Annotated in this window: 11 protein-coding genes; 9 read left to right on the forward strand and 2 right to left on the reverse strand. The window is 59.5% G+C overall.

Features of this window, described 5'->3' with window-relative positions:
* Positions 1-2: 2 nt before the first annotated feature.
* Genes C4S59_RS03385 through C4S59_RS03420 form a run of 8 tightly spaced genes read left to right on the forward strand, consistent with a single transcriptional unit; the run spans position 3 to position 7,362 of the window.
* Positions 3-797: an SDR family NAD(P)-dependent oxidoreductase gene (locus tag C4S59_RS03385; protein WP_103909040.1), complete on the forward strand. Its 795-nt coding sequence runs from the start codon at positions 3-5 to the stop codon at positions 795-797.
* A complete protein-coding gene (locus C4S59_RS03390) occupies positions 797-1,726 on the forward strand; it encodes a 3-hydroxyacyl-CoA dehydrogenase family protein (protein ID WP_103909041.1) in 930 nt (309 codons plus the stop codon). Before C4S59_RS03385 ends, C4S59_RS03390 begins: the two co-directional genes overlap by 1 nt.
* Before the next feature lie 40 nt (positions 1,727-1,766).
* Positions 1,767-3,050 (forward strand): ABC transporter substrate-binding protein, encoded by a 1,284-nt coding sequence (locus C4S59_RS03395; RefSeq protein ID WP_103909042.1) that lies wholly within the window; start codon positions 1,767-1,769, stop codon positions 3,048-3,050.
* Between the two features lie 51 nt (positions 3,051-3,101).
* Positions 3,102-3,830, forward strand: a complete 729-nt coding sequence (locus tag C4S59_RS03400; protein WP_103909043.1) for an ABC transporter ATP-binding protein — start codon at positions 3,102-3,104, stop codon at positions 3,828-3,830.
* Positions 3,823-4,530 carry an ABC transporter ATP-binding protein gene (locus C4S59_RS03405; RefSeq protein ID WP_103909044.1) on the forward strand — a complete coding sequence of 236 codons (708 nt, stop codon included), beginning with the start codon at positions 3,823-3,825 and terminating at the stop codon, positions 4,528-4,530. Before C4S59_RS03400 ends, C4S59_RS03405 begins: the two co-directional genes overlap by 8 nt.
* Before the next feature lies 1 nt (position 4,531).
* Positions 4,532-5,395, forward strand: coding sequence for a branched-chain amino acid ABC transporter permease (locus C4S59_RS03410; protein WP_103909045.1), 864 nt, complete (start codon positions 4,532-4,534; stop codon positions 5,393-5,395).
* Positions 5,392-6,420, forward strand: a complete 1,029-nt coding sequence (locus C4S59_RS03415) for a branched-chain amino acid ABC transporter permease (protein ID WP_103909046.1) — start codon at positions 5,392-5,394, stop codon at positions 6,418-6,420. Before C4S59_RS03410 ends, C4S59_RS03415 begins: the two co-directional genes overlap by 4 nt.
* 3 nt (positions 6,421-6,423) lie before the next feature.
* On the forward strand, positions 6,424-7,362 hold the full coding sequence (locus tag C4S59_RS03420) for a BKACE family enzyme (protein WP_103909047.1): 939 nt from the start codon (positions 6,424-6,426) through the stop codon (positions 7,360-7,362).
* Between the two features lie 59 nt (positions 7,363-7,421).
* Here the strand turns inward: C4S59_RS03420 and C4S59_RS03425 are convergent, their stop codons facing one another.
* Positions 7,422-8,837 (reverse strand): RtcB family protein, encoded by a 1,416-nt coding sequence (locus C4S59_RS03425; protein ID WP_103909048.1) that lies wholly within the window; start codon positions 8,835-8,837, stop codon positions 7,422-7,424.
* An 819-nt stretch (positions 8,838-9,656) separates the two neighbouring features.
* Positions 9,657-11,213, reverse strand: coding sequence for a TROVE domain-containing protein (locus C4S59_RS03430; RefSeq protein WP_103909049.1), 1,557 nt, complete (start codon positions 11,211-11,213; stop codon positions 9,657-9,659).
* Positions 11,214-11,386: 173 nt separating this feature from the next.
* Between C4S59_RS03430 and rtcR the strand changes: the two genes are divergently transcribed.
* On the forward strand, positions 11,387-12,949 hold the full coding sequence (gene rtcR, locus C4S59_RS03435) for an RNA repair transcriptional activator RtcR (protein ID WP_103909050.1): 1,563 nt from the start codon (positions 11,387-11,389) through the stop codon (positions 12,947-12,949).
* Positions 12,950-12,994: the final 45 nt, after the last annotated feature.

Here is a 12,994-nt window from a genome sequence, read left to right on the forward strand (position 1 = left end):
CCATGCAATCAATGACAAATGCACTGTCCATGTTCGACGTCAAAAACAACGTCGCCCTGATCACTGGCGCGTCTGGCGCCTTCGGAATGGTCGCCGCCCGCGTTCTTGCTGGTGCCGGATGCAAGCTGGTTCTGGTGGCCGGAAATCAGGACGCGCTGGACGAAATCGCCGAGGAATGTCGCGCGATGGGCGCTGATGTGACTACAATCAACACCCGCCCGACGGACGAGACAATCTGCAACGATCTTGTGGCGCAGGCGGTCGAAGCCTACGGAAAACTGGATATTCTCGTCGTCGCCTCGGGGATGAACCGCGTCGCGCTGATCAACGACATGACGCCGGAAACATTTGAATCTGTCATGGATGCGAACGTCACCCAGACGTGGCTTTTGTCCCGTGCAGCGGCAGCCCAAATGAAACAGCAGGGCTATGGCAAGATCGTCTTGGTCAGCTCGGCGCGCGGCTTGCTGGGCCACCCCGCCGGATACACCGCGTATTGCGCGTCGAAATCGGCCACTGACGGCATCACCAAGGCGCTTGGCTGTGAACTGGGCGCGTCCGGTGTGACCGTCAACGCCATTGCCCCGACCGTGTTCCGGTCACCGCTGACGGCATGGATGTTCGAGGACACCGAAGAGGCCACCAAGGTGCGCAACGGCTTTCTTGCGCGGGTGCCGAAAGGCCGGTTGGGCGAACCCGAGGATCTGGCGGGTCCCTTGTTGTTCCTCGCGTCCAAGGCGTCCGATTTCTACACCGGCCACATTCTGTATGCCGATGGCGGATACACGGCGGGCTGATGATGGACACCACCGCACATCATATCGCTGTCATCGGCGCAGGGCTTATGGGGCACGGGATCGCCCTAACTTTTGCCCGCGCAGGCCATCGCGTTTCGATCACCGATCCGGTGCCCGAAGCGCGTGAAACGGTCACCGACCGGATGGCGCAAAGCATGGCCGCGATGGGCGACGCTGACACGTCGATTGCCACAGCGCTGAAACTGATCACGATTGCCGAAACCACGGCCGATGCGGTGAAAACAGCAACCGTCGTGTTCGAAGCCGCGCCCGAGAAAATGGCGTTGAAGCAGAAAATCTTTGCCGAGATCGAAGCCCATGCGCCCGAGACCTGCATTCTGGCGTCGAACACGTCGGTCATGCCGATCACCGAAATCATGTCGGGCCTGCGCCTGCAAAACCGCGCGCTTGGCACCCATTGGTGGAACCCGCCCCACATGATCCCGCTGGTCGAGACCATCCGCACCAAGTGGACCGATCCAACCGTTGCGCAGACCATGTTCGACCTGCTGGAGGGGGCCGGAAAAACGCCGGTGATGGTTGCAAAGGATGTTCCCGGTTTCATCGGCAACCGGCTGCAGCATGCGCTGTGGCGCGAAGCGATCAGCCTTGTTGAAAACGGCATTTGCGATGCCGAGGCAGTGGACACCGTGATCAAATCCAGCTTCGGTCGCCGGTTGGCCGTGCTGGGCCCGTTGGAAAATGCCGATCTGGTCGGCACCGATCTGACGCTCGATATCCACGAAAACGTGCTTCACGACATCGAGGCGCGCCAAGGCCCGTCGCCCTATCTGCAGCAGCTTGTTGCCGAGAAGCGGTTGGGAATGAAGTCAGGCGAAGGGTTCCGCAAGTGGACCGAGGCAGAGGCGGACGCCGTGCGCGCCCGCGTCGCAAGCCACCTGAAGAAACTTGAAAAAATCTTGGAATAACGAACCGCCGGTTGGAAGATCGGCACAGGGAGGAAGAACCATGAATAAGAAAACAGCCATAGCTCCAAACCGCCGTGCGTTTCTTACGGGCGCAGGTGCAGTTCTTGCCAGTCCGGCGGTCCTGACGGCCACACGGGCCTATGCCGCGACACCCACCCTCCGCGTCGGACACGTCAGCCCGCGCACCGGGCCGCTGGCCGGTTTTGCCGAAGCGGACGACTTTGTTCTGGCGGGCATCGAAAAGGCCTTTGCCGGAGGGATCGAAAACAACGGCAAAAGCTGGAACATCGAGATCATCTCGAAGGACAGTCAGTCCAACCCGAACCGCGCCGCCGAAGTTGCTGCCGATCTGATCCTTGGCGACGAGGTTGATATCATCGTCGCGGCCTCGACACCGGATACGGTCAACCCTGTGTCCGATCAGGCCGAGGTAAACGAGGTGCCCTGCATCACCACCGACTGTCCGTGGCAGCCCTATTTCTTTGGCCGCAACGGCGTGCCCGGCGAAGGGTTCGCATCGACATATCACTTTTTCTGGGGTCTCGAAGACGTCATCGGCGCGTTTCTGGATATGTGGGGCAAGTCTGGCGTCGCCAAGACGGTAGGCGGCTTGTTCCCGAACGACGCGGACGGCAACGCCTGGGGTCATCCGGAATTGGGTCTGCCCAAACCGCTGGCGGCAGAGGGCTATAACCTGATCGATCCGGGCCGCTACCAGCCGCTGTCTGATGATTTCTCGAACTACATTGCCGCGTTCAAGGATGCGGGTTGCGAGATCGTGACAGGCAACATGATCCCGCCGGATTTCGCGACCTTCTGGTCGCAGGCCGCGCAACAGGGCTTTAACCCCAAGGTCGTGACCATCGGCAAGGCGCTGCTGTTCCCGTCGGTGATTGAATCGCTTGGCGAACGCGGCGATGGCCTGAGTTCCGAGGTCTGGTGGTCGCCCAACCATCCCTTTGCATCCTCGCTTGACGGGAGCTCGGCCAAAGATCTGGCCGAAGGCTATACCGCCGCATCAAACCGCCCGTGGACACAGCCCATCGGCTTTAAGCACGCGCTGTTCGAAGTGGTCGCGGATGTGGCGCGCCGCGCTGACGATCTGGAAGACCCCGAGGCCATCGTGGCCGCCATCCAGGGCACCAATCTGGACACGATTGTAGGCAACGTGAACTGGGCCAACGGGCCGATCAACAATGTCACCAAGACGCCGCTGGTTGCGGGCCAGTGGCAGAAAGACGGCGACGCGTTTGACCTGAAAATCGTCGCCAACTCGGCTGCCTCGGACATTCCGCTGACCGGCGACCTGAAATTTCTGGCCTAAAAGAAAAGGCGCGGCATCATGGTGCCGCCCCTTTTTCCAAGTGAGGACGGTATGACCGCCATTTTACGACTGGACCATCTGAGCAAGTCTTTCGGGGCTGTGACAGTGGCCGATGCGCTAAGTTACGAGGTCGCCCAAGGCGAAGCTCTGGGCGTGATCGGTCCGAACGGCGCGGGTAAAACCTCGATGTTCAATCTGATCACGGGCACCTTCGGCCCCGACAACGGGCGGGTCTTCTTTGACGGCAAGGACATCACCAACATGAGCGCGGCCAAACGCAGCCACGCCGGTATCGCCCGATCGTTTCAGGTGCCCCAACCGTTTTCCGGCATGACCGTGTTTGAAAATGCCATGATCGCAGCCACCCAGTCGGCGGGTCTGCACGGACACGAGGCCGAACGGTTTTGCCTTGAGGTTCTGGAACAGACCGAACTTCTGCCAAAGGCCAATGTGCTGGCAGGCAGTCTGACCCTTCTGGAACGCAAGCGGCTTGAAATGACCCGCGCGCTTTGCGCCAAGCCCAAGCTTTTGTTGCTGGACGAAATCGCCGGTGGCCTGACCGAGGCCGAGTGCAAATTCTTGGTGCAAACCATCAAGGATATCCACGCAAGCGGCGTTGCGATCATCTGGATCGAACATGTGGTTCACGCCCTGATGGCTGTCGTTGACCGCCTGATCGTGATCGATTTCGGCAAAAAGATCGCCGAGGGCGAACCGCAAAAGATCATGGAGAGCCCCGAAGTGAAAGAAATCTATCTCGGGATCGAAGCCGATGCCTGAGCCCATTCTGAACATTCAGGGGCTGAAGGCCTTCTACGGGGATTTTCAGGCGCTCTACGGGGTCGATATGTACATCGAACCCGGCGAGGTGCTGGCAATTATCGGTGCCAACGGCGCCGGCAAGACCACGTTGATGCGGTCGGTCACAGGGCTTTTATCAAACGGGCCGGGCCAGATCCATTTTCAGGGCAACGATATCAGCCAGCTGCGCGCCGACGAAGTGGCGATGCAGGGGCTGGCCATGGTGCCCGAGGGGCGCCAGCTTTTCCCGTCTCTGACGGTCAAGGAAAACCTGATGATCGGTGCGCAGGTCGGGCGGCAAGGCCCGTGGAATCTGGATGCGGTCTATCGGCTGTTTCCGATCCTTGAGGAACGCAAAGATCAGGCTTCGACATCGCTTTCGGGGGGGCAGCAGCAGATGGTCGCGATTGGCCGTGCGCTGATGGCGAACCCCGACCTGATCATGTTCGACGAAATCAGTCTCGGGCTGGCACCCATTGTCATCAAGGACATCTACGCCGCCCTTCCGGGCATCATCAACGGCGGCATGAGCGCGATCATCGTTGAACAGGACATCGCTCAGGCGCTGAAAGTTTCGTCGCGTGTGTACTGCCTGCAAGAGGGCCGCGTGTCGCTGGAAGGCGCGTCAGACAAGGTTTCGCGCGAGGAGATTTCCCGCGCTTATTTCGGGATCGAATGACATGGATTGGGTGAACGCAATCGTACAGGGCACCTTGCTGGGCGGATTATATGCGCTTTTTGCAGCCGGATTGTCCCTGATTTTCGGCGTCATGCGGCTGGTTAATATCGCGCATGGCGACCTGATCGTCATGGCGGCCTATCTGGGTCTGACTGTCACGGCGACGGTCGGGCTCCATCCGCTGGCGGCCTTGGCAATCGTGGTGCCTGCTATGGCGTTGATCGGCTATGTGCTGCAACGAGGGCTGCTGAACCAGACCCTTGGCGAAGACCTGCTGCCGCCCCTGCTGGTCACCTTCGGCCTGAGCGTGATCCTGCAAAACGGTCTGCTTGAGGTCTACACCGCCGATCCGCAGAAGATGGATGCAGGCGCGTTGGAAACGGCCAGCATCGCAATGGGCGGGCTGACGCTCGGGGTGTTGCCGGTTCTGACCTTTGCCATCGCCGTCGCGGTGATCTGGGCGCTACAATGGACGTTCTATCACACCGCCGTCGGGCGCGCCTTCCGGGCCGTGTCGGACAATCAGGACATTGCCCAACTGATGGGCCTGAACCGTCGCCATGTTTTCGGACTGGCCATGGCACTGGCACTGGGTGTGACGGCGATTGCGGGCATCCTTCTTGGTATCCGGACAAGCTTTGATCCGTCGATCGGCGGCGGACGCCTGATTTTCGGCTTCGAAGCCGTGATTATCGGGGGCCTTGGCAATCTCTGGGGCACTTTGGCAGGCGGCGTGATCCTTGGCATCGCGCAAACCGTGGGCGCCAAGATCGATCCCGGTTTCCAGATACTCGCGGGCCATCTGGCCTTCCTGATCATCCTTGCCATCCGTCCGAACGGCCTATTCCCGAGGATCGCAGCATGAGCTTGCAGAACTACTCCGTCACCCGCTCCTCAAAGGCTGCACGTGTCGCCGCCGTTCTGGGGGCACTATGTGTGATCCTGCTGATATCGGCTCCGTGGTGGGCCGGTCGCGCCGAAATGCGCCTGTTGGGAGAGCTGTTCCTATACCTCGCGCTGGCCTCGCTCTGGAACCTGATGGCGGGCTACGCCGGACTGGTTTCAGTTGGACAGCAGGCCTTTGTCGGGTTTGGCGGCTATATGTTGTTTGCTCTGACCATGTTTGGCGGCCTGCACCCCTTTGCGGCCATCGCGCTGGCAGGCGTTCTGGGTGCGCTGGTGTCCGTGCCGGTCGCTGTCCTGATCTTCCGACTTCGCGGGGCCTATTTTGCCATCGGCACGTGGGTCATCGCCGAAGTGTTCCGGCTGGGGTTTGCACAAGTTTCGGCATTGGGCGGCGGGTCCGGATCGTCTTTGCCAATGGCCATCGTCAAATCGCTGGCCTCGAAACGCGATATGCGCGAGGCGCTGAGTTATTGGTTGGCTTTGGGTGCTGCTGTGCTTGTCGTGACCTGCGTCTATCTTTTCCTGCGCTCGCGCCAGGGTCTGGCCCTAACCGCCATACGCGACAACGAACTGGCCGCGAAAAGCCTTGGCATCGATATCTGGCGGACGAAGTTCACGGTCTACGTCGTCACCTCTGCTTTGACCGCGATGATCGGCGCGCTGATCTTTCTGCAAAAGCTGCGCATCTCGCCTGATGCCGCGTTCAGCGTCAACGACTGGACGGCGTTTGTCATCTTTATCGTGGTGATCGGTGGCATCGGAACCATCGAAGGCCCGATCATCGGAACGCTGGTGTTTTTCGCGCTGCGCGAAACGCTGGCCGATCTCGGGACGATCTACCTGATCGTTTTGGGCATCGTCGCCATCGTGGTGATGCTGAAAGCCCCCAAAGGGATTTGGGGCCTCATTCGAACCCGCTTTGATCTGCAACTATTCCCGCTGGGCTATCGCGTGATTGCCCCGAAAGACGACAAGGAAGCCTGACCCATGGCACGTCAAAAGAAAACCATCATCACCTGCGCCATCACTGGGGCCATCCATACACCGACCATGTCGGATGCGCTGCCCTACACCTATGATGACATCGCCCAGCAGGCGATTGATGCCGCCGAAGCCGGTGCGTCGATCCTGCACCTGCATGCGCGCAACAACGAAACCGGCGCGCCTTCGGTCAATCCGGACGATTTCGCGCCCTTCCTGCCGCGCATCAAGCAAGCGACAGATGCCGTGGTCAACATCTCGACGGGCGGGTCCCTGACGCTGTCCATTCAGGACCGGATCACCCCTGCCAAAACCTTCAGCCCCGAGATGTGTTCGATGAACATGGGGTCGATGAACTTTTCGTTCCATCCGTTGGCAAACCGCTACAAGGATGGCGATTGGAAGTTCGACTGGGAAAAGGAATATGTCGCGGGCTCGGACCAGAACATCTTTCGCAACACCTTCCGCGACATCAAAGAAGCCGCCGACACGCTGGCCCCGCATGACATCAAGTTCGAACACGAATGCTATGATGTTGGGCACCTGTATAACCTGAAATTCTGCATGGATATCGGGCTGTTCAAAGCGCCGATCTTTATCCAGTTCATCTTCGGCATTCTTGGCGGTATCGGCCCCGAGGTCGACAACCTGATCTTTATGAAACGCACCGCCGACCGTCTGTTCGGGGACGACTATCGCTGGTCGGTTCTGGGTGCAGGCGGCGCGCAGATGTCCTTGGCAACCACGGCCAGCCAGATGGGTGGCAACGTGCGCGTCGGGCTGGAAGACAGCCTGTTCATTTCCCGTGGCCAGCTGGCGGAAAGCAACGCGCAGCAGGTGGCCAAAATCCGGCGTATTGTCGAAGACCTCGGCAGTCAGGTGGCCACACCCGACGAAGCGCGCGAGATACTGGATCTTAAGGGCGGCGATAGGGTGGCGTTCTGATCACGCGTCAGTCGCGCTCTGCGCATATGCGAAAACATGGCGAAGGCCGCCGGTGACACTCACCGCCGGCCTTTCTTTTTGTTTTTCCAGAACGGAGGCACATCGCCCGCCATGATGCAGCCGTACGGATCGATGAAGTCCTCGATCTCGGCCAGATCATAGGATTTGATCTGCGCCACAACGTTGTCCGCGCTTTTGTAGCTGGACGGTAGTTCCGACGCATCGACCCCACCGGCATGGAAACGGACGTCCAGACCTTCGGTTTCCGCCTTCAGCATCTGCTCGGGCGTTACCGACCCCATCCTACGCTTATGTTCGGACCGCGAGAAGTTTCGCCCAGCGCCGTGCGGGCTGAAGCCCAGCCCGTGATCCGCATCCTTGCCACGTACAACCAGTACCGGTTCGGACATGTTCAGCGGGATCAGGGTCAGACCCGTGGCATCCTGCGCGTAGTCATGCCAAGCAGGGGTCGCCCCCTTGCCGTGGTAGAACAGATCACCCCGTTTGAAGACGAAGTTATGTTCGTTCCAGAACCGCTCGCCCACGTCGCCTGCGCGCGCGGCTTCAAGCGTCGCCTGATGGATCGCGTTATGGTTCGCCTTGGTCCACTTCCGGATCAGCTGCAGCGCGTCCCAATAATCGCGGCCTTCCTGCGTGTCAGCCGGAATCCACGCGTTCTGTTTGCGTGTCTTTGGTGACAGTTCTTTCCGGAACCGTTCCGCCACCGCCATGCCGTTCTTATACAGAACCGCGCCCGGCCCACGCGACCCGTGGTGGGTCACGATCGCCGTCCGTCCGGTTTTCCGCGACCGACCGACAAACAGGAAGTGGTTCCCGTCCCCTTGCGTACCCATATGCTCCTGCGCCATCCGCAGGGACTTGGGGTTGTTCAGAAACGGGTTTTCACGAAACGCATCCAGAAGCTTCAGAGACGTCGTGAACCGTTGTCCCTGTGGCCGTCCGCCCGGTCCGAAATGCGTCACCGACTGCGCGGCATCCAGCACCGCTTTCGGGTCGGCATTGCCAAGATCGGTGATCATCACCGAACAACAGATATCTGCCGAATGCATTCCCGGATGGATCGCGTTCCGCGCTGCGGCCACACCACCGACCGGAATGGTCCCGACCGGCCCTGCCGGACAGGCATCGGGCATAATCGCACCAGCTTCGATCGTTGGCGTTTGCATCAGCGCAGCCATCGTTTCGCGGACCTTCAGAACGTTGTCTTCCTCGTCCGGATGGGACACGTCGATGTTTTCATGAAACGCAACAGCGCCATGTGCGTGCGGGTCCATCGTCGGCACGACCGGAGGGATTTCGCCCTCAAGCTCTTGCCGGATGCGCACCAGACCAAAGCCTTCGGCGCGCATGGCATTCGCCCGCGTCAGCAGGTCCGGAAATTGTTTGCCTGGTCGATGCCCCCATTCTTTCAGATGGTCGCCAGTCACAGGATCAAATGTCATATCTTCAGTCATAATCTTCACTCACATATTTACCCTGTCGGGGCGACAAGGCGGTCACAAACCGATTTTTCCGCCACCGGAGTACTCCGGACTGGATTTGAACCAGCACAACACGGTTCCCCATGTTCCCCTCTCGGGGGCGTCTACCTGTAGGTCTGTGGGCATTCGCCCCTTTGGGTCTTGGCCCCGGCGACAAAGTGGGAAGAAACAGTTTGGGAGGCCCGCCCCGCATCCGAATGGGCAGATGCGTTTTCCGTCTGGGCGCCGGCAAGGAGGGGAGTTGAACCCGCTCGACCGATCCCTGGTGTGCCATGTAGTTCCTTCAGCATTCGCCGGGGAATTCCTTTCTATTCGTTTCAATCAGGGTCCGGGGGACAAGTGTTTCGTGAGAGGCCTTTCGGCGATCGTTCCATAGCGATGTACTCCCACGGGCATTCCCCCGGAAAAATTCCGTCTCGACGACAAGTGTTTGGTGAAACGTCCTGCTCTACCAGACTGAGCTACGTGGCCATAGTTGGCGGCCACGACGGGATTCGAACCCGCGACCCGGGAAGTAACAGCTCTGTAGTTCCACCGGCATTCGCCGAGATTTTTGCGTTTAAAACAGACACGGCGGTACGAGGTCCCGCCCATGCCAGAGAGCGCCCGCAAGAGTGACGGAGTCGAACCGCCAAGTTCCTCTGATCGTGCCCCCGCCATGCCCGCATTAAATGCGAAAGTCGTTCCTTTTTCCTTCGTTTCGGTTGGGTCAGGCGGACAAATCTGTATGTGAGACAGCAGCATTGCTTAAATGAGTAGTAGTCCCACAGGCATTCCGCCTGACCCTATGTTTTAGACGTCGATCTTCTCGATCTCGCCAACCCAGTGGTCCGGATTGGTCTGACCTTTGGCAAAGGCTGCGATCTGGTCAAAGACCGCATCCGAGAAGCCGCCGATGTTCAGCACGTCTTCACGTGTCTGCGCCTGCGTCGTTCCGAATGGCGCGATGTCGATGCAGACCAGTTTGGCCTTCGGGTTACGACGTTTGATCGTTTCCCATTCCTGCAACATCGCCGTCCCCCGACCCCCGGCGCGGGCATCAACCCACGATTGGTTATCGGACACGAACACCACCAGGTCCGGCGCGCGGCCCCGTTCGTTCAGCCACTTCAGCGGCGCGGAACAGTTTGTGCCACCACCACCCATCGCGGCCAGACGCTCGGCGTTGGTCAGGATCGTGTCGCGCGGCTCCAGACGCACATCACGTACGTCGAAGTCGAACGGCAGAACCTGACATCCGCGGTTCACGCGCTGGAAAGACGCTGCCACCAGCGCCGCCACATCCACGTGGCGGACAACCGAAGTCGCCCCCGGACGATGGCCTGTCACAGCCCAAGTCATCGAACCGGACACGTCCGGACACACAACGACCTGGCCATCGATCTTCGGCACGTTCTTCACGGCGACTTCCATCGCATCGTGCAGAGCGTCCACGATCTTGCGCGGCATATCGCCGTTCACGTTTTGCGCCGCCACCATCAGCTGGTACGGAAACGCGCGTGCTTTGACGATCGCGCCCGGTTTACGCAGCAGCTTTGCAACGTGATCCACATTCTTGGCCACGCCGAAAACGCCGTGACGCTGGAACGTGTTCAGGTTCTGGCGCACCATCTGCCACGACCCGTTACGCGCAAGACGCGCCCACTGGGCCGAAGACAGGTTCAGCTGCGTCAGCATCTGGAACGGCACATCCGGCATCGGGCCTTTGCCCGTTTCCTTGAACGCCATCCAGTCCTGCAGGACCTGCGGCAGCCGTGCCACATCGCACGGCCGCCCGACGATCCAGGCAAACAGTGCCTCTCGTTCGGCCGTAGCCGGTTTCGGGTGCACCATTTTGATCACGTCAGCCAACGACGGGTCGTTCCCGATATTGGCATACAGCAAAGCCCGATCAGAGGCGGTGTTCAGCCAGTTGCGCACCATTGCCTTCGGTGCAGACCCCAGCGATTTACGCCCCGTCTGACCGGAACGGATGACCTGCACAAAGGTGCGCAGCATCTTGCCGTTATCGACCACACGGCCAAAGGCCGCACGGAACAGAACCGGATCGCGCCGCGCCAGAACCGCCAGCAGCACAGCCGGCATGTCCTTCATGTAGCCCGACTGGCGGGCGTAGATCGCGGCTTGCGCCAGGTAGCGCGGCTCGACGGACTCGGCCACATCCAGAACGTATTCCAGTTCTTCCTGCGGCGTCTGATAGAACATACCCCCGAAAGTGCCGGTAACAGCGACCTGCGCAAGGGCATGCGCATCGGAATAAGCGTAGGCCGGTGCCCCGTGGGCATTCGTCGACGTCGCTTTCGGCAGCAACCGGCCTTTCATCGATGCAAACACGGATTTGTTCGCCATTTCTTCGTTCCTCATTGGTTGTGGGAATGTTTTGACATGACCGCCGCACAACCAGAACGAAAAAATATTTTTTAGCTAAAATATTGATTTTAAATAGCAATATAGGCATTTGCGAAATTCACTGCCCACAATTAGTATCCATATTTATCTTTATTTATAAAATTGGATAAGCCATGCGAAACGTGGTCATCGGATTCCTCGGAACAAAGCTTGATATGGGCAAGAAACGGCGGTGGAAGCCGACGCCCAGCCTGACCGGCCATGACCATTTTCACGTCGACCGGCTGGAATTGCTGTATGACTCGCGGTTTTTGCGGCTGGCCAAGCAAATCCAGCGCGAGATCGAGGAAATCTCACCTGAGACCGAAGTTCTGCTGCAGCAGCTTGATCTGAAGGACCCGTGGGATTTCCAAGAGGTCTACGGCAAACTGTTCGACTTCGCCCGCTCCTACGGCTTTGACGAGGACCGCGAACGCTATCACGTGCACCTGACAACAGGGACGCACGTGGCGCAGATCTGCTGGTTCCTGCTGACCGAAAGCCGCCACATCCCTGCCCGCCTGATCCAGACAGGTCCCCCCGGACCGGATGACGACACACCCAAGTTCGACATCATCGATCTGGACCTCAGCCGCTATAACGCATTGCAGCAACGGTTCGACCAATTGTCGCGCGAATACAGCGACCAACTGAAAGGCGGGATCGAGACGCGCAATGCGCAGTACAACGATATCATCGACCGGATCGAACTGATCGCCAGCAATTCCGACGAACCGATCCTGCTGCTTGGTGAAACCGGAACAGGCAAGACCGAACTGGCGGAACGCATTCACAGCCTGAAATTGGATCGCCGCCGCCTTAAAGGACGTCTGGTTCATGTGAACTGTGCAACGTTGAACGGCCCCGATGCCATGGCCACACTTTTCGGACAGCGCCGTTCATACCTTGGAACGGCGGGCACCGAACGCAGCGGACTTCTGCGCGAGGCAGACGGCGGCGTCCTATTTCTTGACGATGTGGACGAGTTAAGCCCGAACATGCAGTCCGTACTGCTTCACGCGATTGAAACAGGGCGGTTCTATCCGCTGGGGTCCGATCACGAAATCTCAAGCCGGTTCCATCTAATCGCCGGTGCCAACCGTGATCTGCGCAGCCTTGCCGCCGCGGGGCAATTTCGCCCCGACCTGCTCGCCCGTCTGAACACGTGGAGCTTTACCCTGCCCCCGTTACGCAGCCGGACCGAGGATATCGAGGCAAATCTGCTGCACGAACTGGACCGTTGCGAACGGAATTTGGGTGTGCACGTCGGCTTCAACTCGGACGCGCGCAGCCAGTATCTTGCGTTCGCCAAAGACCCCGCCACACATTGGCCCGGCAACTTTCGTGATTTTTCCGGATCAATCCGCAGGCTCTGCACACTCGCCCCGCGCGGCAGGATCACCCGTGCCATGGTGACATCCGAAATCGACATGCTGCAAAGCGACTGGTCTTCGGGCCAATCCAACGACGATTACAAACTGGTCGCCGACGTGATGGGCGACGGCGCGTCGGATGTGGACCCTTTCGACCTTGTGCAACTGGCCGAAGTGATCCGCGTATGCCGCACATCCTCAAGCCTGAGCGCCGCGGGCAGAACCTTATTTGCGGTATCCCGCAGCAAACGCAAAACCCAGAACGACGCCGACCGACTGCGGAAATACCTGAGCAAATTCGGATTGGAATGGGGCGCGTTTTAGCGGTTGGGGCAACATACATCGCACCCACCCCTAGATAGCCACGCA

The sequence above is a fragment of the Thalassococcus halodurans genome (genome assembly GCF_900108225.1).
In the GTDB taxonomy this organism is placed as follows: Bacteria; Pseudomonadota; Alphaproteobacteria; order Rhodobacterales; family Rhodobacteraceae; genus Thalassococcus; species Thalassococcus halodurans.

Coding starts and splice junctions, on each gene's coding strand:
- C4S59_RS03400 (WP_103909043.1), top strand. CDS start 3,102: ATGACCGCCATTTTACGACTGGACCATCTGAGCAAGTCTTTCGGGGCT.
- C4S59_RS03425 (WP_103909048.1), bottom strand. CDS start 8,837: ATGACTGAAGATATGACATTTGATCCTGTGACTGGCGACCATCTGAAA.
- C4S59_RS03405 (WP_103909044.1), top strand. CDS start 3,823: ATGCCTGAGCCCATTCTGAACATTCAGGGGCTGAAGGCCTTCTACGGG.
- C4S59_RS03420 (WP_103909047.1), top strand. CDS start 6,424: ATGGCACGTCAAAAGAAAACCATCATCACCTGCGCCATCACTGGGGCC.
- C4S59_RS03430 (WP_103909049.1), bottom strand. CDS start 11,213: ATGGCGAACAAATCCGTGTTTGCATCGATGAAAGGCCGGTTGCTGCCG.
- C4S59_RS03410 (WP_103909045.1), top strand. CDS start 4,532: ATGGATTGGGTGAACGCAATCGTACAGGGCACCTTGCTGGGCGGATTA.
- C4S59_RS03390 (WP_103909041.1), top strand. CDS start 797: ATGATGGACACCACCGCACATCATATCGCTGTCATCGGCGCAGGGCTT.
- C4S59_RS03415 (WP_103909046.1), top strand. CDS start 5,392: ATGAGCTTGCAGAACTACTCCGTCACCCGCTCCTCAAAGGCTGCACGT.
- C4S59_RS03385 (WP_103909040.1), top strand. CDS start 3: ATGCAATCAATGACAAATGCACTGTCCATGTTCGACGTCAAAAACAAC.
- rtcR (WP_103909050.1), top strand. CDS start 11,387: ATGCGAAACGTGGTCATCGGATTCCTCGGAACAAAGCTTGATATGGGC.
- C4S59_RS03395 (WP_103909042.1), top strand. CDS start 1,767: ATGAATAAGAAAACAGCCATAGCTCCAAACCGCCGTGCGTTTCTTACG.